The sequence below is a fragment of the Corallococcus aberystwythensis genome, assembly GCF_003612165.1.
GTDB lineage: Bacteria > Myxococcota > Myxococcia > Myxococcales > Myxococcaceae > Corallococcus > Corallococcus aberystwythensis.
On the sequence record NZ_RAWK01000183.1, the window covers coordinates 1 to 20700 of the forward strand.

General features: G+C 72.0%; 21 protein-coding genes. 7 read left to right on the top strand and 14 right to left on the bottom strand.

What is annotated here, in order from left to right:
* Positions 1-120: 120 nt before the first annotated feature.
* A complete protein-coding gene (locus D7W81_RS26880; RefSeq protein WP_158621691.1) occupies positions 121-792 on the top strand; it encodes a TetR/AcrR family transcriptional regulator in 672 nt (223 codons plus the stop codon).
* 92 nt (positions 793-884) lie between these two features.
* Here the strand turns inward: D7W81_RS26880 and D7W81_RS26885 are convergent, their stop codons facing one another.
* The 12 genes from D7W81_RS26885 to D7W81_RS26940 all read right to left on the bottom strand — a co-directional run bounded on the left by D7W81_RS26885 (position 885) and on the right by D7W81_RS26940 (position 13202).
* Positions 885-1688 (bottom strand): heme ABC transporter ATP-binding protein, encoded by an 804-nt coding sequence (locus D7W81_RS26885; protein WP_120558250.1) that lies wholly within the window; start codon positions 1686-1688, stop codon positions 885-887.
* Positions 1685-2770 carry a FecCD family ABC transporter permease gene (locus D7W81_RS26890; protein ID WP_120558251.1) on the bottom strand — a complete coding sequence of 362 codons (1086 nt, stop codon included), beginning with the start codon at positions 2768-2770 and terminating at the stop codon, positions 1685-1687. The genes D7W81_RS26885 and D7W81_RS26890 overlap by 4 nt, the downstream gene beginning before the upstream one ends.
* Positions 2767-3645 carry a heme/hemin ABC transporter substrate-binding protein gene (locus tag D7W81_RS26895; RefSeq protein ID WP_120558252.1) on the bottom strand — a complete coding sequence of 293 codons (879 nt, stop codon included), beginning with the start codon at positions 3643-3645 and terminating at the stop codon, positions 2767-2769. The genes D7W81_RS26890 and D7W81_RS26895 overlap by 4 nt, the downstream gene beginning before the upstream one ends.
* Positions 3642-4724, bottom strand: coding sequence for a hemin-degrading factor (locus tag D7W81_RS26900; RefSeq protein ID WP_120558253.1), 1083 nt, complete (start codon positions 4722-4724; stop codon positions 3642-3644). The genes D7W81_RS26895 and D7W81_RS26900 overlap by 4 nt, the downstream gene beginning before the upstream one ends.
* A complete protein-coding gene (locus tag D7W81_RS26905) occupies positions 4724-5383 on the bottom strand; it encodes an HmuY family protein (protein WP_120558254.1) in 660 nt (219 codons plus the stop codon). Before D7W81_RS26905 ends, D7W81_RS26900 begins: the two co-directional genes overlap by 1 nt.
* Positions 5384-5416: 33 nt before the next feature.
* Positions 5417-7567 carry a TonB-dependent receptor plug domain-containing protein gene (locus D7W81_RS26910; RefSeq protein ID WP_120558255.1) on the bottom strand — a complete coding sequence of 717 codons (2151 nt, stop codon included), beginning with the start codon at positions 7565-7567 and terminating at the stop codon, positions 5417-5419.
* 137 nt (positions 7568-7704) lie between these two features.
* Positions 7705-7848: a hypothetical protein gene (locus D7W81_RS26915; RefSeq protein WP_244227456.1), complete on the bottom strand. Its 144-nt coding sequence runs from the start codon at positions 7846-7848 to the stop codon at positions 7705-7707.
* A gap of 152 nt (positions 7849-8000) precedes the next feature.
* Positions 8001-8972 carry a metallophosphoesterase gene (locus tag D7W81_RS26920; protein ID WP_120558257.1) on the bottom strand — a complete coding sequence of 324 codons (972 nt, stop codon included), beginning with the start codon at positions 8970-8972 and terminating at the stop codon, positions 8001-8003.
* A 57-nt stretch (positions 8973-9029) separates the two neighbouring features.
* Positions 9030-9380 carry a hypothetical protein gene (locus tag D7W81_RS26925; RefSeq protein ID WP_120558258.1) on the bottom strand — a complete coding sequence of 117 codons (351 nt, stop codon included), beginning with the start codon at positions 9378-9380 and terminating at the stop codon, positions 9030-9032.
* A 125-nt stretch (positions 9381-9505) separates the two neighbouring features.
* Positions 9506-10885 (bottom strand): hypothetical protein, encoded by a 1380-nt coding sequence (locus D7W81_RS26930; RefSeq protein WP_120558259.1) that lies wholly within the window; start codon positions 10883-10885, stop codon positions 9506-9508.
* 27 nt (positions 10886-10912) lie between these two features.
* On the bottom strand, positions 10913-12070 hold the full coding sequence (locus D7W81_RS26935; protein ID WP_279637858.1) for a UTP--glucose-1-phosphate uridylyltransferase: 1158 nt from the start codon (positions 12068-12070) through the stop codon (positions 10913-10915).
* A gap of 52 nt (positions 12071-12122) precedes the next feature.
* A complete protein-coding gene (locus D7W81_RS26940) occupies positions 12123-13202 on the bottom strand; it encodes a M24 family metallopeptidase (RefSeq protein ID WP_120558261.1) in 1080 nt (359 codons plus the stop codon).
* A 122-nt stretch (positions 13203-13324) separates the two neighbouring features.
* On the opposite strand from D7W81_RS26940, the gene D7W81_RS26945 reads away from it, so the two are divergent.
* Positions 13325-13783 (top strand): YaiI/YqxD family protein, encoded by a 459-nt coding sequence (locus D7W81_RS26945; RefSeq protein WP_120558267.1) that lies wholly within the window; start codon positions 13325-13327, stop codon positions 13781-13783.
* Positions 13784-13794: 11 nt separating this feature from the next.
* Here the strand turns inward: D7W81_RS26945 and D7W81_RS26950 are convergent, their stop codons facing one another.
* Both D7W81_RS26950 and D7W81_RS26955 read right to left on the bottom strand, forming a co-directional pair.
* Positions 13795-14280, bottom strand: coding sequence for a hypothetical protein (locus D7W81_RS26950; RefSeq protein WP_120558262.1), 486 nt, complete (start codon positions 14278-14280; stop codon positions 13795-13797).
* 112 nt (positions 14281-14392) lie between these two features.
* On the bottom strand, positions 14393-15355 hold the full coding sequence (locus tag D7W81_RS26955; protein ID WP_244227457.1) for an amidohydrolase: 963 nt from the start codon (positions 15353-15355) through the stop codon (positions 14393-14395).
* Between D7W81_RS26955 and D7W81_RS26960 the strand changes: the two genes are divergently transcribed.
* The 5 genes from D7W81_RS26960 to D7W81_RS26980 form a co-directional block, all read left to right on the top strand.
* Complete coding sequence (locus tag D7W81_RS26960) at positions 15327-15914, top strand: outer membrane beta-barrel protein (RefSeq protein ID WP_158621692.1); 588 nt, start codon at positions 15327-15329, stop codon at positions 15912-15914. The two genes, D7W81_RS26955 and D7W81_RS26960, sit on opposite strands and share 29 nt — an antisense overlap.
* A 7-nt stretch (positions 15915-15921) precedes the next feature.
* Complete coding sequence (locus D7W81_RS26965) at positions 15922-17742, top strand: fatty acyl-AMP ligase (protein ID WP_120558263.1); 1821 nt, start codon at positions 15922-15924, stop codon at positions 17740-17742.
* A gap of 696 nt (positions 17743-18438) precedes the next feature.
* Positions 18439-19548 (top strand): acyltransferase family protein, encoded by a 1110-nt coding sequence (locus tag D7W81_RS26970; protein ID WP_120558264.1) that lies wholly within the window; start codon positions 18439-18441, stop codon positions 19546-19548.
* A gap of 84 nt (positions 19549-19632) precedes the next feature.
* Entirely contained in the window at positions 19633-20373 is a 741-nt protein-coding gene (locus D7W81_RS26975; protein WP_120558265.1) for a YqjF family protein, read from the top strand.
* A 41-nt stretch (positions 20374-20414) separates the two neighbouring features.
* Positions 20415-20700 (top strand): DUF2089 domain-containing protein (locus tag D7W81_RS26980; protein ID WP_147445634.1); only part of this gene is annotated, 286 nt, incomplete at its 3' end.

A 20700-nucleotide genomic window follows, 5' to 3' on the forward strand; every position in this document is an offset into this window, starting at 1 on the left:
GGTGAAGAGACAGGGGGGCGAACAGGGGACTGGGACGAGGTCGTTTGCATGGGGCTAGAATGTGAGTGGGCGCTCACGTTCTCAACTCGCGTGGTGCTCACATTCCGCCATGGAGGCCTCATGCCCCGCCGTCCCCCTCCTTCCCGTCGCAGGGCGCCCCGCCAGGAGCGGGCGCAGGCCACGGTTGACGCCATCCTCACCGCGACTGCTCGCGTTCTGCTCAGGGATGGCTACGAGGCCGCGAGTACCAACCGCATCGCCCAGGAGGCGGGGGTGAGCGTGGGTTCGCTCTACCAGTACTTTCCCAGCAAGGAGGGGCTGGTGACGGCGCTGATGGAGCAACACCGCGCGCGGGCGCTGACGGACTTCGAGGCGGGGCTGGTGCCGCTGGCCGGGCAACCGCTCCCGGTGGCGATGCGCGCGCTCATCCGGCAGGTGCTCGCCGTGAAGCGGGAGAACCCGCGCCTGAACCAGGTGCTGCATGAGCTGATGCCACGGATGCGCCAGTGGGGCTTGTCGGATGTGTACTCGCAGCGGCTGCACCGGATGGTGCGGGCCTTCCTCGCGCCCCGCTTCGAGGACCTGCGTCCCCGGAACCTGGACATGGCCGTCTTCATCCTGGTGAACGCCGTGGAGGCGCTGTGCCACACGGCGCTGACGGACCGGCCGGACTACGTGGAGGACGATGCGTTCGTGGACGAGATCGCGGCGCTGGCGGTGGGCTACCTGCGTCCGGAGCCGGCCCTCGCCCGTCCCCGGCGCGCGACACGCGAGCGGGCGGCCCGGATGTGAAGGACAACGTCCCTCCGCGAGGAGGGTCCGACGCGGCCTTGGAGGGGCGTTCGTGCGCGTGGACACCCTCCTCGCGGGAGGAAACCGGTGCGTCAGGGCGGCGCGGGTGCGCGGCCCAGGGGAATCACCAGCGGCCCGGGCAGGTCCGGCCGCGCCACCACCTCTACCTGCAACCCGAAGGTGCTCGCGATGAGGCCTGGCGTCAGCACGCCGGACGGGGTGCCCGTCTCCACGCACCGGCCCTGGTCCAGCACCGCGATGCGGTCCGCGTAGCGCGCGGCCAGGTTCAGATCGTGGAGCACCGTGAGCACGGCGCCGCCGTCCTTCGCGAAGGCGCGGGCACGCTCCAGCACCAGGTGCTGGTGGGACAGGTCCAGGCTCGCCGTCGGCTCGTCCAACAAGAGGTAGCGGTGGCCGTGCTCGGGCGGTGTCCACAGCTGGGCCAGCACTCGGGCCAGCTGCACGCGCTGCCGCTCGCCACCGGAGAGCGTGGTGTACGCGCGCGAGGCCAGGTGCTGCGTGTCGGTGGCATCCAGCGCCGCGCGGGCGATGTCCAGGTCCGACGCGTCACCGCCCCGGCGGGCATGCGGGCTGCGGCCCAGGAGCGCCACCTCCAACGCGGTGAAGCCGAAGCCCAGGGAGGACTCCTGCGGCAGTACGCCCAGCCGCTGCGCGCGCTCCAGGTAGGGCCACTGGTGCAGCGCGCGGCCTTCCAGGAACACGTCGCCGGACTTGCAGCGCAGCTCGCCCGACAGCGCCGCGAGCAGGGACGACTTGCCCGCGCCGTTGGGGCCCACCACGGCCAGCACCTCGCCGGGCAGGACCTCCAGCGACAGTGGACCCGCCACCCTGCCCCTCCCCCGCCAGACCTCAATGCCTCGCGCCTCCAGGCTCATGCCGCCCCCTTGCGCGCGAGCAGCGCGATGAAGGCGGGCACGCCCAGCACTGACGTGAGCGCGCCCACCGGCAGCTCCGAAGGAGCCGCCAGCGTGCGCGCGAGCAGGTCCGACGCGAGCAGCAGCGAGGCCCCCGACAGCGCGGACGCGGCCAGCAGCCTGCGGTGGTCCGGCCCCAGCGCGATGCGCAGCAGCGCCGGCACCAGCAGGCCCACGAAGCCAATCATTCCGCAGAAGGCCACCGCCGCCCCCACGCCCAACGCCGCGGCGAGGATGAGTTTGCGCTTGAGCCGCTCCACGTCCACGCCCAGGTGCCATGCCTCACGCTCGCCCAGGAGCATCAGGTTGAGCGCTCGCGCCTCGCTCAGCAGCACCCCCAGCGTCACGGCCAGCGGCAGCGCCGCGGCGCCCACCGTCTCCCACGACGCACCGCCCAGGCTGCCCAGGCTCCAGAACGTGATGGAGCGCAGCTGCGCGTCCGTCGCGCTGTGCGTGAGCAACCCCATGCCCGCGAACGCGCCCGCGCTCACCGCCACGCCCGCCAGCAGCACTCGCGGCGTGTCCGTGCGCCCTCCGCCCGTGCCCAGCCGCAGCGCGAGCAACGTCGCCCCCAGCGCGCCCACGAAGGCCGCCGCCGGCACCACCAGCATCCGGAGCGGGCCCACGTGCGCGGCCAGCGTCACGTCCACCACGATGGCCAGCACCGCGCCCAGCGCGGCCCCGCTGGACGTGCCCAGCAGGCCGGGCTCCACCAGCGGATTGCGGAAGAGCGCCTGGAGCGCGGCGCCCGTGGCCGCCAGCACTCCGCCCACCATCACGCCCATCAGCACGCGCGGCAGGCGGAGGGTGAGCAGCACCGCGCGCTGCCTCGCATCCAGTTGGTGGGAGGCCTCGCCCAGTCCCAATACCTCCCAGAGACTCCCCAGGATGGCGGACGGCGGCACCGTCATGGAGCCCACCGCCAGCGACGCCAGGACCATCAACGCCAGCAGCAGTCCCAACGTCATCCAGGGGCCCGCGCCCGGAAGCCTGGAGGGCACCGGCCGCGCCGCGGGAACGGGCATGGCCTCCGATGCGCTCATTTGGCGCCGCCCTTCTCCGCCGCCGCCGGGGCCACCGCGTCCTGCACGCGGGCCACCGCACGGCCCAGTCCGGGCCCCAGCCCCATGAAGTCCACGTCCTCCACCGTGACGAGCTTCCAGCCCTTCACCTGCGACAGCCCGGGCAGCTTCGCCAGCCCCTCCGCGCCACCCACCGTCGGCACGGAGCTCGCGGGGAGGAGCACGAACTCCGGCGCCGCCTCCACCACGGCCTCCGCTCCCAGCGGCTTGTAGCCTTGCATGGACTCCGCCGCGTTCACCCCGCCCGTCAGCCGGATGAGCGTGCCCGCCACCGTGCCCGAGCCCGCCACCATCATCGTGCCCGCGCCCCGCGCGTAGATGGCGAGGATGCGCGGCGGCTTCGTGCCCTTCACCCGCGCCACGCGGTCCGCCGCCTTCCTCAGGTCCTCGTCCAGCTTCGCCACCAGCGCCCTGCCCTTGTCGGGCGTACCCAGCCGGTCCGCGATGCCCTGGATGCGCGTGCGCGCGGCCTCCACCGTGGGCTCGTTGGCGAAGGTCTCCACCGTCATGCCCGCCCCCTTCAGCTGCTCCAGCACCGCCGGAGGCCCGGCCTCCGCTGAACCCAGCAGCAGGCCCGCGCCCAGCGACAGCACCCCTTCCGCCGACAGCGCGCGCTGGTAGCCCACCGAGCCCACCTTGGACGCCTCCGGCAGCGCCGCGCTGGAGTCGTCCACGCCCACCACCCGGTCGCCCGCGCCCAGCGCGAACACCGTCTGCGTGATGGCCGGCCCGACGGTGATGAGCTTCGGCGCCGCCTTCGCCGCCGGAGGCGCCGCGTGCGCCGCCAGCGCGAACAGGGCCGAGAGCAGGCCCCACCTCGTCGCCGCGCGCTTCATGACGCCACCTCCACCGCGGGCAGCGTCCGGACCAACTCCTCCATCAGCGCCCGCCACGCGGGGGACTCCAGTTCGCCCGGCTTCCGCTTGCCGAACAGGAGCGCGATGTTCTCCCCCGCCCTGTCGAACAGCTCCAGCGAGGTGACGTCGCCGTCGCGCGTGGGCTTGCGCACCACCCACGCGGTGTGGACCTGGTCCGCTCGGACGTGCAGGTTGAAGCCCGGGTCCATCACGTTCATCCATGGACCCATGGGCCGCACCGTGCGCACCGGGCCGGTGTGGATTTGAATGGCGCCCGGGTTGCCCACGAACACCATGATGGGCAGCTCCGTCGCCGCGGCGCGCTCCAGCGTCCAGCCCAGCGAGTCCGGCGCCACCGGCTTCGCGAACTCCGTCCCCGCGAGCCGCAGCGCCTGCGTGCGCGCCACCTTGAACCGGCTGAGCAGCGCGAAGAACTCGTGCGTGTCCTGGAGCGCGCGCCAGCCGGCCTTGAGCCCCAGCGCGTCGATGTCCGCGTCCGGCTGGGGCCCGGCGGGAGGCGACAGCGGCACCACGTCCAGCACGTGGCGCTGGTCCTCGTGCTGGAGCTCGCGCACCAGCGCCTCGAAGGCGGCGGCGTTCGCGTCGTCCTGGAGATAGATTTTGTGCACCGCCGTGCCCGCCGCGTCGAAGACCTGGAAGCTGCGGCGCACCTGGCCGGAGAGGTCCTCGCGCAGCGCGAAGACGAAGCACCAGCGCGACAGGAACAGCCGCAGGTCGATGTCCTCGTCCAGCACCAGCGCGCGCGCGCCGTGCAACTCCACCTTGCGGTAGACGCCCTTCTTCTCATGCACGGCGGACGCGTTGCGCGTGAGCGCCATCACCCGGCCCAGCGACTCCAGCCGGGGCAGCAGCACGTCGAAGCGCGGCTCCAGCCGCACCAGCTCGCCGTTCAACCCGGTGGCGAGCAGCTCCGCCTCGCTCACCCCCAGCTGCTCCGCCGCGTCACGGATGCGCATGCGCGGCTGGGCTTCGCGCAGGGCCAGCCAGCGCTCCTTCAGCGCGGCGTGCGGACTCACCGTCTCCTCGGGGCGGTTCATCACGGCTGCCCTCCGGCCGGCGCGGCCACCTTCGCCCAGAGCAGCTTCATCATCGCGGGCGTGCCCGCGGCGTCGTAGTAGGACTGGACCTCCACCTTGAAGTACGTCCCGGAGTCCGAGCGCACGACGTAGAGCCGCGGGCGCGGCGTGAGCGTGTGGGTCGGGAGGTCGTAGACGTACCAGCCGTCCCCCGCGTTGAAGACGGTGTCCGGGCTGTCACCGGTGTCGGCCCCGTCCGCCGCGTCCGTCACGTAGCCGGACGCCGGCGCCTGGGTGAGCGCCGCGAACGTCGTGCCCGGCACGATGGCCACCTGCACCCCGCCCGTGCCGCTGACGCCGCCGCGCGCCTTCACCGTGTAGCGCTGGAAGGCCAGGTCCCAGACCGCGTCCTCCGTCGCGCTCACCTCCTTGCCCGTGTCCAGATCCAGGCCCACCCACACCGCCCCGTCGGTCGCGTTGACGACGGAGGTGAACGAGCCGTCGCCGTGGGCCTGATGCTTCAGGTGGGCCCCGTCCTGCGGCGTGATGGCGGGGTTCTCCTCCTCCTCGGGCCCGGGCGTGGGTTGGAGGTCGTCACCGCACGCGGTGGACAGGCCGGCGAGGAGCAGCGCCGCGCAGGCTCGGCTCAGGAAGCCGGGGCGGAGGGGAATGGGGAACATGCGGACTCCTTCAGCAGGATGCAGGGTGGGAAATCAGAACCGGGTGGAGACACCGGCCTGGAGGGTGCGGGGGGGAATGGGCAGATCCGTCGGATTGCCCGCACCGGTGAGGTTGCTGCCCACAACGAAAAGCTGGAGCCCGCCCCCTGGCATGAGCCAGGCGACGCGGGCGTCCAGGGAGACGGTGGGGCTGGCACGGTAGGAATCCGCCACACCGTCTCCGTTGGTATCGGGATGGAAGGGGCGCTCGCCGGTGAGCGCGCCGCGCACGTGGGCCTCCAGGTTCCACGGGCGGTGGCGCCACGTGGCCTGCGCGGTGAGCCGGTGCCGCGCCTGGCCCTCCAGCGCGCGGTCCAGGTCCTGGTCGGTGCCGTCGGTGAGCGTGTAGCCCAGCTCCACCTGCACGCGGCCCGGCAGCGACTGGCGCAGGCCCACTTCGCCGCCGCGCACGCGGGCCCGCGCGATGTTGACGTACGAGTAGCGCAGGAAGTCGCCCTCGGACTGGAGCGACGCGGCAATCATGTCGCGCAGCGAGTGCTGGAACAGGCCCACCCACACCACCGAGTCACGGGTGGGGCGCGTCTCCACGGTGAAGCTGAAGCTGCGCGAGCGCTCCGGCTTCAGGTCCGGGTTGCCTCGCACGGTGTAGCCCACGGAGGGGTTCTCGAAGTCGATGAGCAGGTCCTGGAAGCTCGGCGCGCGGTAGCCCCAGCCGTAGCTGCCGCGCAGGGTGAGCCACTTCAGCGGCTCCACCTTCAGCGCCGCCCGGGGCGTGAGCGCGAGCCCGAACTGCGAGTCCACGTCCACCCGTCCGCCGCGCACCGCCACCAGCCCCACGCGCTCCCACAGCGTCCAGCTGTCCTGCGCGTACAGCGAGCCCCGGCCGCGCCGCCCGCGTCCGCCGTCCAGCCGGTCCGACTGGAGCCATTCACCCAGGTACTCGGTGCCCACCACCAGCGCGTGTCCGCCGCCGGGACGCGCGTCCAGCTGCGCGCCCACGCGGGCCTGCTGGTCGCGCGTGTCCTCCACGGTGTCCAGCGCGGAGGCGTTGCGCTGGTCGCGCAGGTAGCGCCGCTCGTAGTGCCCGTAGGACAGGTCCGTGCGCAGCGTCACCTTCTCCCCCAATTGCCAGGACGGGGACACGCGCGAGGCGAAGGTGTTGTCGCGGGTGGCCCGGTCGAACACCGCGCCCGCTGCGCCCAGGTCCACGCCGCGCTGGATGCGGTGCGAGTAGGACGCGGTGCCCTCCAGCGACATCGCGCCAGGGCCGCGCCAGTCACCGCGCGCGGACAGGTCGTAGCCGTTCAGGGTGCTGCCCGTGGTGCCGATGTCCGTCGCGTCCAGGTCGTAGGCGGAGCGCCGCTGGAGCCCGGCGCTCATGCGTAGGCCCCACGCATCGCCGCGCGTTTCGCCGGTGGCGTCCAGGTCCAGGCGGCCCAGCGTGCCGTAGGCGGCGCGCAGGTCCGCGCCCAGGGTGCGCTGCGCGCGGCGGGTGATGAAGTTCACCACGCCCGCCACCGCGTCGCTGCCGTACAGCACGGACCCGGGGCCCTTCACGATTTCGACCTGTTCGATGTCCTCCAGCGACAGGCGCGACAGGTCGACGTTGCCGTCCACCTTGCCGGTGACGCGCTCTCCATCCACCAGCACCAGCACGTACTCCGGCGCCAGGCCCTGCATGGACAGCCCGGCGCCCGAGAAGCCCTGCTGCACCACGAAGCCCGGGCGCGCGTTCAATAACTCCGAGGCGTCGCGTGCCCCGCTGGCGACGATCTCCGCGCGGGTGATGACCTCGGTGGCCACCGGCGTCTCGCGCAGACGCTCCTGCGTGCGAGAGCCCGTCACCACCGTCTGGAGCGCGGGAGGCTCTTCCACCGGAAGCGAGGCGTCCACAGCCTGCGAGGATTTCGTGGGCGCGGCCTCCGCCGTCGCGGCGGCATCCGGTGTGGGCGGATCCGCTGGTGCTCCGTGCACGGGCTGCGACGACGGCGCGGCATCCCCGGCCGGCGAAGACACCTGTCCGGGCATCGCGGCCGAGGCCTCCTTCGCGGCCGGCGCGTCCGTCACCGACGGCGCGGACACGCCCTGCTCCACGCCGCCGTCCACGGACGGCACGTCCTCCGCCCGGGCCACGCCGGACAGGGCACTCCACAGCAGCGCGCTCAGCCACCAACGCCCCGACATCCCAGGTCCTCCCGGCACGGAAGGCCGGGGGGCTTCCGCGAAGGGGAAGCCTGTCGGGCGCTGGGCTCAAGGGCCTCGGGCCGCAGGAAACACACTGCCGCGAGCCCCCCACCGGAGGCCCGTCCCTTCCAAGCGCTTCAGCCGCGCTCACCCCGGGGAGCCGCTCCGCGCCGCGTGTCCGCCGGCCCGGGCTCCAATGGCACCACCTGCGTCCGGTGACACCGGCGGCACTTCAGCTCCACGCCGCCCGGCACCAGTCGCGCCAGCAGGCTGCCGCACATGCAGCGCAGCTCCCCGGCACTTCCCTGTGCTCCGCATCCCTCGTGCATCGCGGCTCCCTGCGTTCAATGGGGCCGGACGATATTGATACTGACTATCAAAGTCAAAAGACTTCCAGAGGCGCCCCCGGAGCGAGTGTCCAGGGGAGGACCGTCTACTTCGTGCCCGTCTTCGCCTCGGGGCGCGGGGCCGGCGCGGCCTTCGGGGTGGGGAGCAGCGGCACGCGGCCTTCCGGGTAGAGCGCGGTGACGCGGTCACCGCGGAGCTCCAGCGCGGCCAGGTGGCGGCCGTAGTGGGTGCTGAGCCCCGTGTCGATGACGATGACGCGGCCCCCGAAGCGGACGGAGAGCCGGCCGTCCTTCGACGGCGTGTGGCCCATCACCATGCGGCGGGCGCCGAAGCGCTCCAGCACCTGGGTGAGGCCCGCGTCCCACTTCGCCTCGTCGTCGATGGCGTAGCCTCGGAACCACACCGGGCCTTGCGGATCCACGCCGCCGCCCGGAGCACTTCCCGGCGTCAGGTCCTGCCACACCCAACGGTTCACCTCTTCCAGCGTGGTGCCCGGGACGGTGGGCGCCAGGCCGCCGTGGAGGAAGAGCGTGTCGTTGATGCGGATGACCGCGGGGTGCGTGCGCAGCCACTTCCCGTAGCGCCCGTCCGAGGCGTAGGCGGCGGCGTGGCCGTGGAGCCCCTTCGGCTCACCCGGACCGTCAGGCGTCGCGGATTGATCCGCGAAGGAGGCGAACTCGCCGGGCGTGACGTAGCGCAGGTCTCCGCGCATGTTCATCAACTCGTGGTTGCCCAGGAGTGGATGCACGCGGCCGCCCGCCTTGCGCGCCTCGGTCTCCAGGCGCATGAGCAGTTCGAAGGCGTCGCGGGTGTGGTCGCCCCGGTCGGGCAGGTCACCGGTCTGCACCAGGTGCGCCTTGCCGCCCACCCAGTGGTCCTTCGCGTCGATGAGGCCCGCGAGCCGGAGCACCTCCTTCAGCGCGTCCACGTCGCCGTGCACGTCCGCGACCGCGACAATGCGCTCCACGCCCTGGAAGACGAAGGGCTCTTGCGCCTTCGGGGCGGCGGCACCCGCGAGCGTGGGCAGGAGGAGCAGGGACAGGAGAACGGGACGCACGGAGCTTCCTTCCTTCGGTTCGAAGAAGGAGGAAGCCTAGCGCACGTCCCGTCCGGGCTACGCCCTCGCCGCGGCGTAGATGTCCAGCAGCGTGATGCCCGCGACGGCGCCGGTGGCGGCGAGCAGCCGGCCCTTGCGCACGCCCGGCTCACGCAGCCCCTTGCCCATCGTGGCCAGGTCCAGCGCGTCACCCGCCACGCGCGCCCACAGCCACGGGCGCTTCTTCGCGGGGCTCAGCAGGGCCACGCCCGCGGCGAGCTCCCGGGCGCCATAGGCCCGCACCCACTTGTCTCCGCGCGAGATGCCGAAGAACCGGAGCAGGTTCCACGCTCCAATCAACTCCGTGACGCCCAGCCCCACGCTGAACCACCCCAGCGCGCGCGGCAGCTTGCTCATCGCCTTCGCCATGACACCGCCTCCTTGAAGCAGAAAGGTCCGGAGCAAAGCTGGAGGCGGCCCATGCACCCGCCAAGACCCTCGGTGCCCGGGCACTGCCGCATCCTGGAAGGCAGGCAGGCGACGGAGCCCCCGCCCTACCGGGGGTTGCCCCGGAAGCGGGCCGGAATGGCTCGCAGGAACTGCGGATCCCCCCAGTCCCAGACGCGCTCCGTCGCGCTGTCCACGTCCACCGGCACGGAGTTCCACGCGTGCACGTCATAGGAGGTGGAGGCGCGCCAGTGGAAGACGACGCTGAACGCGGCCGTCGCGGCGAGCACGCCCGCGAGCACGCGATGCTGGCGGGGCGCCTCCAGCGCGGCCTGCACGGGGAACGCGAGGAAGACCATGAGGTAGGGCAGCACGTCGGTGAAGAAGCGCGGCCCCACGGAGTGCCCGGCCCACCAGATGGGGAACGCGGAGACGGCCACCCAGTGCAGGAGCACGATGACGGCGAAGGCCTTCTCGTAGGGCTCCAAGGCCTTGCGGCGCCACCGCTGGAAGAACCCCACCCCGGCGAGCACCAGGAAGGGCGAATAAAGCAGCAGCCCCCGTGACGGGCTCACCAGGTTCGCGGCCAGCGCCATGACGAAGCGCGAGCCCAGGATGTCCAGCGGGTGCTGGTAGTACGGCGACAGCAGCGAGCCGTAGAGGTGCAGGTTGTACCCGCAGAACGGCAGCGCCACGAGCGCCGCCCCCGCGAAGTACGCGAAGAGCAGCCGGCGGTAGCGCAGGACGAAGTACGCGGTGACGACCACCACCGAAATGGAGTGCGTGGGCCGGCACACGTACGCGAGCGCGACGGCGAGCCCCGCGAGCAACGCCGTGCGGGACGTCTGCGCGGGCCGCGCCAGCAGCAGCACGACGCAGGCGATGGCCAGCAGCCCGGGGCCGTGCTGCCAGAGGACCCGGCTGGCGGTGGAGTACGCCGTCGTCCCCAGCCCGAAGAGCAGCACGGTGACGAGCGCGGCGCGAGCGGACACGCGCCTTCTCAGCGCGACGAGCAGCACGCCCGCGGCGGCGCACACGTAGAACGACGCGATGAGCTGCTCGGTTCGGTGGAAGGAGCCCAGGTCCACCTTGCCGGTGCTCCGGAACAACTCCAGCCACGCCAGCGCCGCCGCGCCGGGAGACCCCAGGTGCGCGAGGAGCGGCCGGCCCAGGGAGAACAGCGCCTCCGCGCCCGCGAGGAGCGGGAGCGCGGAGACCATCACCCCGGGCGGGTACTCGTAATAGGTGTGGCCGCCGTAGACACCTCGCGCGTAGGCCGTCGCGGGTGCGAACGAAGGCGCATACTCGTCCAGGTCCGCGTTGCCCTCGTGGAGGATGCTGGCCGCGGAGGGGATGGACCACAGCGAGTCCGTCTGCATCTGGACCTGGCTCGCGGTGTAGACCGCGAACAACCCCAGGCACAGCAGCCAGAGCGCGAGCGACGAGGCCGCGAAGTCGCGGCGGGACGGAGGAGAGGCCGGAAGCACGGCGCTGCTTCTAGCGAATCTTCCCGTCTAATGCAGGGTGCCCAGGCGCTGTTGGAGCCGCCTCGCCACGCGGGAAAGGTCGTCGGGGGCCTTCACCGGCTCGAAGCGGCTGGTCATGGGGTCCATGCGGCCCACCTCGATGAAGGCCACTGACAGGAGCGGCTGGCCATCCGGCCGCGTGAGGCTGCTGGCCTCCGCCGTCACCTGCTCGAACTGGAGCACCGGCTGCCCGTCCACCTTCTTGGACACCGCCCGGTACGGAATGGGCAGCTCCCCCGCGAGCATCGCCTCCAGGGAGAAGGTGATGTTGTTGGTGGAGATGAAGGGGTGCGCCGCCGGGTCCACCTTCTCCACGAGCTGCAGCTGTCCCCCCAGACGCACCGGCGCGGCGCCCGCGTCCAGCGCCCCGCTGGGGTTGGCCCTGGGCGTCACCTCCACCGTCATGTCGCAACCCAGTGTCAGGTGCATTCCGATGACAGCCGGATCCAGCGAGGCCGCCAGGTTGTCCACGTTGGAGAAGTAGACGCACTGCACGCCGCGCGCCTGGAGTTGCCGCCCCACCCCGCTCTCGCGCAGGGCGCGGAAGACGTCGCCGTGGCCGGAGGGCGCGAAGGACAGCTGCCCCCGCGCGTCGCGGAACAGGCCACCTTCCGGCGTCAGCCGGGGCAGCATCCCCTGGCGGAAGAGGAACACGTCGTTCGCCGGCCCGCGTGACGCCAGGTGCGCGGCGATGGCGTCGTGCGTGAGGAAGGACGTCATCACCGCCACGGGCACCTGCCGCCCCAGCCGCGCGCCCCACCGCCGCGCCTCCTCCAGCTTGAAGTCCAGGAAGCTGCGCCCTCCCATGACAGGGACGAGCCCCTTCACGCTGCCGCCGAAGCGCGTCCCCGCGCCTCCCGCCACCACGAGCGCCGCCACCTGTCCCTGGCGGAAGGCCTCCTCGCCCAGGGCCTGGTATCCCTCGTGTTCCGGCGTGCCTTCCGCCGGGAGCGCCCGGAGGTCCCCTGCGCGCAGCGGGCGTAGCACGCCCTCGAGCGGCCGTGAGTCGGTCAGCTCGCCCCGTTGGTAGCGGGCAAGCAGCGTGCGGAAGCGGGTCGCGTCGAAGCCGTCGCGCTGGAGCCGCGGGCTGTCCAGTTCTTCATCCAGGGTCTCGGTGTTCACACGGGCGAAGATGGGACGCCGCACGGCCGGGGACATCGTTCCCGAGGGCAGGGGAACTGGCGATGCGCGCACGCCGTTAACGCACGAGCAGGTCCGGCCGCTCGCGGCCCTCCACGCGCACCGTGGGCCAGCGCGGATCCACGGTGAGCAACTCCAGCCCCTTCGCGGACACCACGGCGGTGTCTTCAACTTTTGCCCCGGGCAGCGAGGGGTTCCAGGCCACCGCGTTGTGCGACGCCAGCGGCACCTCCATGCCGGGCTGAGCCACCACGTCCCGGGAGAGGTAGCCACATGAGCCGCCCTGGTGGTGCAGGGCCTCCGCGCCAGGGTGGCCTGAGTCCGCGTAGGCGCGCACGAGCGCCGCGTAGACCTGGCCGAGCGTGGCGCCGGGGCGGCTCGCGGCGAACGCGGCGGCCTCCACGCCGGCCACGTCCGCGGTGAGCCGGCGCTCCTCCTGCGTGGGCTGCCGGAAGTAGACGAAGCGCGTGAGGTTGGCGAAGAGGCCGTGCCGCCGGCCGCAGAACACGAGCATCGCCCGCTCCCCCAGCTTCTCCCGCGAGGCCGTGGCATGGCGGTACACCGGCAGCCGGCGGGCATCCCCCACCAGCGTGAGCGCGGGATGGATGCCGCGCGCCCAGAGCGCCTGGGCACCCGCCCCCGCCAGCTCGAAGCCCGTCCACTCCGGGCGCGCGGCGAGCAGCGCGTCCGTCATCGCCGCCGCCGCGTCCCTGCCGAGCGCCCTGTAGCGTTCCAGCTCCTCCGGCATCAGTGACGAGCGGGCCCGCGTGATTTGCGCGGGAAGGGGGAACTCGCCCGCGGCGGGCCGGTCCGAGCCCACGGGGCCCACCCCGGTGCGTGCCTTCACGAAGGCCTCGCGCGGGCGGCTGTCCGTCCACGGGTGCGCCGCCACCTGCAAACCCTGGGGCAGCTCCTCGCGCGTCAGCCGTTCCGCCTCGATGTTGTCCGTGAGCGCCCAGGCGCCCTCATCCGTGACGAGCACCTCCGCGACCCCGGTCTCCGCGCTGAGCAGGACCACGCTGGAGCCGCCACACGTCATCCACGCGAACCAGTCCACGCCGCGAAAGCGGATGGCGCCCAGTCCCTGCGTCCGCATGCAGGCACGCACGAGGGCGAGCTTCGTGTTCAGTTCCGTCATGGAGGCCTCGGAGGAAGGGGGCTGTCGCAAAGCTGGCGACGCGGCCCCCCCTCCACAAGCCTGGGACCGGGGGCCTCGCCTTCGCCCTTCTCCGGACGGAGGAATCAGCGAGGATGGTCCGCATGAAAATCTGGGTGGATGCCGATGCGTGTCCCGGGCCCGTGCGGGACATCCTGCTGCGCGCCGTGCAGCGGGTGAAGGTCCCCATCGTCTTCGTGGCGAACAAGCCGCTGGCACTGCCGCGCCTGGCGTACGTGTCCACCGTGCAGGTGGGCGCGGGGCTGGACGTGGCGGACCGGCACATCGCCACGTCCGCGGAGGCGGGAGACCTGGCCGTCACGCAGGACATCCCGCTGGCGGCGCTGCTCGTCCCCAAGGGCGTCGTGGTGATGGATCCGCGCGGGGAGCTCTTCACCCCGGAGAACATCGACGAGCGGCTGTCGGTGCGGAACTTCATGCAGGAGCTGCGCGACAGCGGCGTCACCACCGGCGGTCCCAGCGGCTTCTCGCAGCAGGACCGCCAGCAGTTCGCCGCCACGCTGGACCGGGAGCTGACCCGGCTGGTGAAGCAGCAGGGCTGAAGCGGAAGCGCCTAATGTCCGGCGCCGCCGCTGCCCTCCGCCGGAGGCGTGCCCGTGGACGGCGCCACCGGGCTGACGCCGATGCCCTTGTTGCGGTTCCAGGCCTCCGGGACGATGTCCAACCGCGCGCCCGGGTTCTGCGACGGCGTGGCTTCCGGGGCCAGGTTGTCCACGTCACGCAGGTCGATGCTGCCCGAGCCGCCTGTCCCCACCTCGTTGATGTCCACGCATTGGAAGTCCTCCGGCTTCGAGGACGGCTGGATGCCCGTGCCTCCGGTGGCCTCGGCGTTGGCCTGGGCCTCGGCGCCCACGTCCCCGTAGAAGTTCATGCCGTGCGCGCGCTGCATCTCCTGCGTGCGAGGGGACTCCTCCGCGTCCCAGGACATCTCATCGCTGGCGAACGCCTCGGCCGGAGACTCCTGCGGAAGGGAAGCGGTCTGCGTGGCACAGCCTCCCAGGAGGAGTGCGGTCAGCGAGGCCATGAGCGGAAGCTTCATCAGGGTGTCCTCCAGAAGTGTCGTCCGCCACTCAAGGTGGAGGCACTCGCGTCGGGGGCAAGCGACAGGGGACCCGCCGGACCAGCGGCCCCATTCCTGGCCGGGGGGCATTTCAATGGTCCGTGGCGCCACCGCCTCCGTGCAGGCAGGCCAGCGCCGCCACGGTGAGTGACTCGCACCCCATGCGCAGGGAGCCCGCGCGGTCCGGCGCGTAGTAGGGGGTGTGCGGCCCTGGAAGGTGCGCCACCTTCTCCAGGAGCGTCGTGCCCGGTGCATCCTCCCAGGCCTTTCGCGGCGTGATGCCCAAGAACCAGTACACGATGGGCACCGGGCGCTCCGGCCCCCGGGCGAAGAAGGGGAAGTCCTCGCTCGCGGTGCCGAGCACTCCCGGCACCAGCGCCTCGCGCCCGAACCATTCCCCGTGCGCGGCCCGGACGCGGCGCAGGAGCTCCGGGTCGTTGCGGTTCACCGGCCCGCGGTTCAGCACCTCCACCAGGGGAGGCTTCGGCGCGCCCGCCGCCGCGGCCTCGCCCTTCGCGATGCGCTCGATGGCGGCGAGCACGCGGGCCTGCACCGCGTCGTCCTCCGTGCGCACCGTCAGCTCCAACAGGGCTTCCTCCGGAATCACGTTGGCGCGAGTGCCCGCCTGGAACTGGCCCACCGTCACCACCGCGGCCTCCAGCGGCGACAGCTCGCGCGACACGATGGTCTGCAGGCGCAGCACCACGCTGGCCCCCAGCACCACGGGGTCCACGGACAGCTGCGGCTGCGCCCCGTGCGCGCCCCGGCCGAAGAGGCGCAGGCGCACGTGCGTGGAGCCCATCATCGTCACGCCTTCGCGGTGCATGAAGGTGCCCACGGGCAGCGGCGCGGTGTGCTGGCCCAGCACGGCGTCCGGTGTACCGAAGCGCGCGTAGAGCCCGTCATCCAGCATCGCCTTCGCGCCCTGGAACGTCTCCTCCGCCGGTTGCCCCACCACCATCACCGTGCCGCGCCACGCGTCGCGCGAGCGCGCCAGCACCGCCGCCGTGCCCACGAGGCACGCGGTGTGGACGTCATGGCCGCACGCGTGCATCACCGGCTCACCGTCCTCCGTCCGCACGCGGCTGGGGCGGGTGGATTGGAAGGGCCCCTACTTCCTCCTGGGGCTGGGAGTGGAGGGCTACACGGGCAAGCTCGCACCCAACCTGGATCCGGGGCCGTCGTATGGCGTCGTCGTGGGCTACCGCCCCAATGACTATCTGGGCGTGGAGCTGGGCTACAGCGGCGGCGTGAGCGGCCTGTCCGTCGCGAACAGCTCCGCGTCCTTCGGCACGCCGGACATCGTGCGCAACGGAGGGCAGGCGGCGCTCACGCTGGGCTTCACCCACACCCGGCTGCAGCCCTATGTGCTCGGGGGCATCGGCGTCGAGCGCTACTCGGTGCGCGAGGGCAACTTCTTCCGGTTCTTCGACGACACCGGGGGCTACGCGCCCGTGGGCGCGGGCGTGCGCTTCAAGATCAACCCCCAGCTCACCGCCGAGGTGCGAGGCAGCTACAGCTTCCTCTTCGGACAGGACTTCTCGCCCACGCAGGACCTGGGCGCGGGGGATGGCCGCTACTCAGGCCTCCTGATGATTGGAGGCAGCTATTGAGGTCCACATGTCTGGCACGCTGATTGACCTCCTCGACGAGCGAAGCCACCCTCATCCGGCGTCGCGCCTCTACACCTTCCTGGAGGACGACGCGGAGGTGACGCTCACCCGGGGCGAGCTGGCGTCGAGCGCGCACCGCATCGCCGCCGCGCTCCAGTCGCTTGCCGTCAAGGGCGAGCGCGCGGTCCTGCTCTATCCCCCCGGCGCGGACTACCTCCGCGGGTTCTTCGGCTGCGTCTGTTCAGGACTGGTGGCCGTGCCCGCGTATCCGCCGGACCCCTCCCGGCTGGAGCGCACCCTGCCCCGCCTGCGCGCGCTCATCGCGGACTCCGGGGCCACGGTGGTGCTCACCACGTCCTTCATCCTGTCCATGGCGGAGGTCCTCTTCGCGGACGCGCCGGAGCTGAGAGCGCTCAAGTGGGTGGCGACAGACGCGCTGGAGGCGGGCGGAGCGGCGGCATGGAAGCGGCCGGAGGTGACGGCCGACACGCTGGCCTTCCTCCAGTACACGTCCGGCAGCACCGGGACGCCCCGGGGCGTGATGCTCAGCCACGGCAACCTGATGCACAACCTGGGGGCCATCCGCCGCGCCTTCCAGACGCGCGAGGACAGCGTGGGTGTCATCTGGCTGCCGCCGTACCACGACATGGGGCTCATCGGCGGCGTGCTGGCGTCGCTGCCCCAGGGCATCCACACGGTGCTGATGTCCCCGCTGTCGTTCCTCAAGCGGCCCCGCGCGTGGCTGGAGGTGCTCACCCGCTTCGGAGGCACCATCAGCGGCGGGCCGAACTTCGCGTTCGACCTGTGTGTACGGCGCATCCCGCCCGCGGAACGCGAGGGCCTGGACCTGAGCCGTTGGGAGGTGGCGTTCTGCGGAGCAGAGCCCATCCGCCCGGACACGCTGTCGCGCTTCACGGAGGCCTTCGGGCCGTACGGCTTCCAGCGCCAGGCGTTCTACCCATGCTACGGCCTGGCGGAAGGGACGCTCATCGTCTCCGGCGGAGCGAAGGAGGCCGTGCCCATCCTGCGCGACGTGGACGCGTCCGCGTTGGAGGCGGGCTGGGCGCGGGCTCCCGCGAACACGGCCCGGACCCTCGTGAGCAGCGGCACGACGTTGCCGGATCAATCCCTGTGCATCGTGGCGCCCGACACCGGCCGCGTGCTGCCGCCAGGAGAGGTGGGCGAGGTCTGGGTGAGGGGTCCCAGCGTGGCGCGGGGCTACTGGCGGCGCGAGGAGGAGTCCGCAAGGGTGTTCCAGGCAAGGACCGCGCAGGGAGACGGGCCCTACCTGAGAACGGGGGACCTGGGCTTCCTGGACGCGGGGGAGCTGTACGTCACGGGGCGCGAGAAGGACCTGCTCATCGTGCGAGGCCGGAACCTGTACCCACAGGATTTGGAGACAGCGGTGGAGGAGAGCCACCCCGCGCTCAGGCCCGGCTGCGGCGTGGCATTCGGCGTCGAGGTGGACGGCGAGGAGCACCTCGTCGTGGTGCAGGAGGTGGACCCGCGCAAGTGGGACGGCGACGCGGCGTCAGTGCTGAAGGCCATCCGCGGAAGGCTGGCATCCGTGCACGAGGTCAGGCCCCACGCGGTGGTGCTCATCGAGCCCGGGAGCCTGCCGAAGACCTCCAGCGGCAAGGTGCAACGGAGGGCCACGCGGGAGGCGTTCCTCGCCGGAGCGCTGCGAGAGCTGCACGCGTGGTGCACGAACGCGATGAACGGCAAGGACGCGCCTGGAGAGCCGTCGGCGCGGGAGTTCCGCGTGCTGGCGAGAGTGCCAGCGCGCCTGGGAGCCAGGGTCGAGGACCTGGATGCCCAGCCACCGTGACGCAAGGGTTGAACCGCTGGAGGAACTGGCACGAGCACCGCGCATGCCAGGCGGGACCTGGACGCAGTCCGAAACATGGGGCCGGGCCCCAGTCACTGGCCCACCAGGAAGGACGCCCCCTATCCGCCACGGTCTGCCCAACTGGTCCGACTGTCGGACCCGTTCGCGTGGCTCGGGTCGAGGGGCAGCCCACCGGCTACGGCAAGCCCAACGGGTCCGACTGTCGGACCCGTTCCCGCTGTCCGGTGGAGCGGAGGTCGCTTGTTCACGGCGGGCGACGAGGCCCGTCCAATAGGGCCCGGCCGGGAACGCCCACCTGCCCTCGGGACCCGGCGGTCTTCAACTGGTCCGACAGTCGGACCAGTTCGCGCGGTCCGCCGCCGGCGGGCGGCAGCCCCAGCAGGTTCTCGCCTTCTCATCCGCGGGGACGGACTCCAGGTCCCAGGCCTGGCGCCTGCACGGTGAACCCATGGGGCATGGCACCACCGAACGCCTGGGCGAGGACGCCGCTGGCCGGGGCTCCTTGCCCGACGGCACCTGGGCGCGCGCGGTGTTCGGGGTGTTCCGGGTCCTTGAGATGGAGCGGGGCGGCGGTCCCTGTCGGCGCGGGAACGCCCTGCTAGCATTGGCGCATCCCCCCGCTGAAAGCCGACTCCGCTGAACGCCACCGAACCGCGTCACCTTGCTGGCCTGGACCTGCTCCGGTGCCTGGCCATCCTCATCGTCGTCGTCTACCACTACCCCCGACCCGAAGGTCACGAGGCCTATCAGGCGTTCGCCAACTTCGGCTGGACGGGCGTGGAGCTGTTCTTCGTGCTCAGTGGCTTCCTCATCGGCTCGCAGCTGATGGAGCCGGTGTCGCGCGGTGAGACGCCGTCCCTCAAGCGCTTCTACCTGCGGCGCGCGCTGCGCATCCTTCCGTCGTTCCTCGTCGTGCTGGCCCTGTACCTCTTCGTGCCGGCCTGGCCCGAGATGCCCGTGGTGACGCCCGCGTGGCGCTTCCTCACCTTCACGCAGAACTTCGGCCTGCGCCGCAACGGCTTCTCCCACGCGTGGTCCCTGTGCGTGGAGGAGCACTTCTACCTCGTGCTGCCGCTCACCGTGCTCGCGCTGCGCGGGAGGCTCCGTGCGCCGTCCCTCATCGCGCTCGCGGCGGCCGTGATGCTCGGAGGCATGCTCCTGCGCGGCGGGCTGTGGCTGCATCACTTCTCGATGCTCGGACCAGGCGAACCGGGGTGGCGCGAGTTCGACAAGCTGCTCTACTACCCGACTTACGCGCGGCTCGACGGGCTGACATTCGGCGTGCTGCTCGCGGCACTGCGCGTCTTCCGGCCCGCGGCATGGGAGCGTTGGACGCGCGGCGCCCATGCGCGGGGCATGGCCGTCGCGGGCCTCGCGTGCCTGGGCGGCGTGCTCTTCATCAACGAGGAGCACTACCGCTACCTGCCCTATGTCCTGCTGTCGTTCCCCCTGGCCTCGCTGGGCTTCGCGGCCCTGCTGATGGCGCTGTCGGGGCCCACGGCCTCGCAGCTCTGCGCGCGCATCCCGGGCGTGAAGGCCTTCGCCGTCCTGAGCTTCACCGTCTACCTCACGCACAAGGCCATGCAGCACGGAGTGCGGGACGCGCTCGCGCCCCATGGCATGGACGCGTTCCATCCCGTCACCGTGCTGGGGGGCGCCGTGGCGGTGCTGCTCGCCTCGCTCGCGCTGCACCATGGCGTGGAGCGGCCCATGTTGAAGTGGCGCGAGCGGTTGGAGCGCGGCCTCACTTCCCGGAAGCAGCGATCCCAGCCCGCCGTGCCCTGAAGGCCGTCCGCGCTTCTGCTCGACAGAAGCCGCGCAAGGGGGTGGCCCTGGGCCCGGGCCTCGCGTGCGCGCTAGACCTCGCGCATGCGCCCCTTCCTGACGGCGACGTGGCGGTACCTGCTGATGCTCAACTACGAGGTGGATCCGGCGGTGCTGCGGCCCCTCGTCCCCCGTGGCACGGAGCTCGACGCGTGGCAGGGCCGCACGTTCGCGAGCATGGTCGGCTTCCGCTTCCTCGACACGCGCGTGCGGGGACTCGCGGTGCCGTTCCACCGGGACTTCGATGAGGTGAACCTGCGCTTCTACGTGCGCCGCCTGGGCCCCGAGGGCTGGCGGCGCGGCGTGGTGTTCGTGCGCGAAATCGTACCCCGGCTCGCCATCGCCACCGTGGCGCGCGTCCTCTACAACGAGCCCTACGTCGCGTGCCCCATGCGCCACGCCGTCACCATGGAAGGCGCGGACACCGGCGCGCCCGGCCACGTCGAGTACGCCTGGAAGTCCCACGGCCGCTGGCACCAGCTGTCGGCCCGGACGCTCGGCACGCCGGCGGAGAGCGCGCCCGGCTCCCAGGAGGAATTCATCACCGAGCACTACTGGGGCTACACCGCCCAGCGCGACGGCGGCTGCGCCGAGTACCGCGTGGAGCACCCGCGCTGGAGCGTCTGGCGCGCCCAGGAGACCGCCTTCGACTGCGACGTGGCCCGCTTCTACGGCCCCGCATTCTCCGAGTGCCTCCGGGGCACACCCCACTCCGCCTTCGTGGCCACCGGCTCGGAAGTGTCCGTCTTTCCTGGAAATGAACTCCTGCCCTTGCCAAGCCCTTAAGAATCAATATTCTCAAACCCGAAATTGATTTTCTGAATCCCATGACGACTTCCAAGCCTACCTGGCCCGTGCCCACCCGCTGCCCCGTCTGTGGAGACGGCACCGTCATCGAACGGGTGCGCTGTGATGGCTGCGCGTCCGCGGTGGAGGGGCGCTTCACGACGGGCTGGGTGCAGCAGCTGTCGCCGGAGCAGCTCGCGTTCGTGCGCGTGTTCATCGGGTGCCGGGGGAAGATCAAGGACGTGGAGCAGGCGCTGGGCCTCTCCTATCCGACGGTGGTGGCACGGCTGGACGACGTGGTGGAGGCCCTGGGCCATGCGCCCGGAG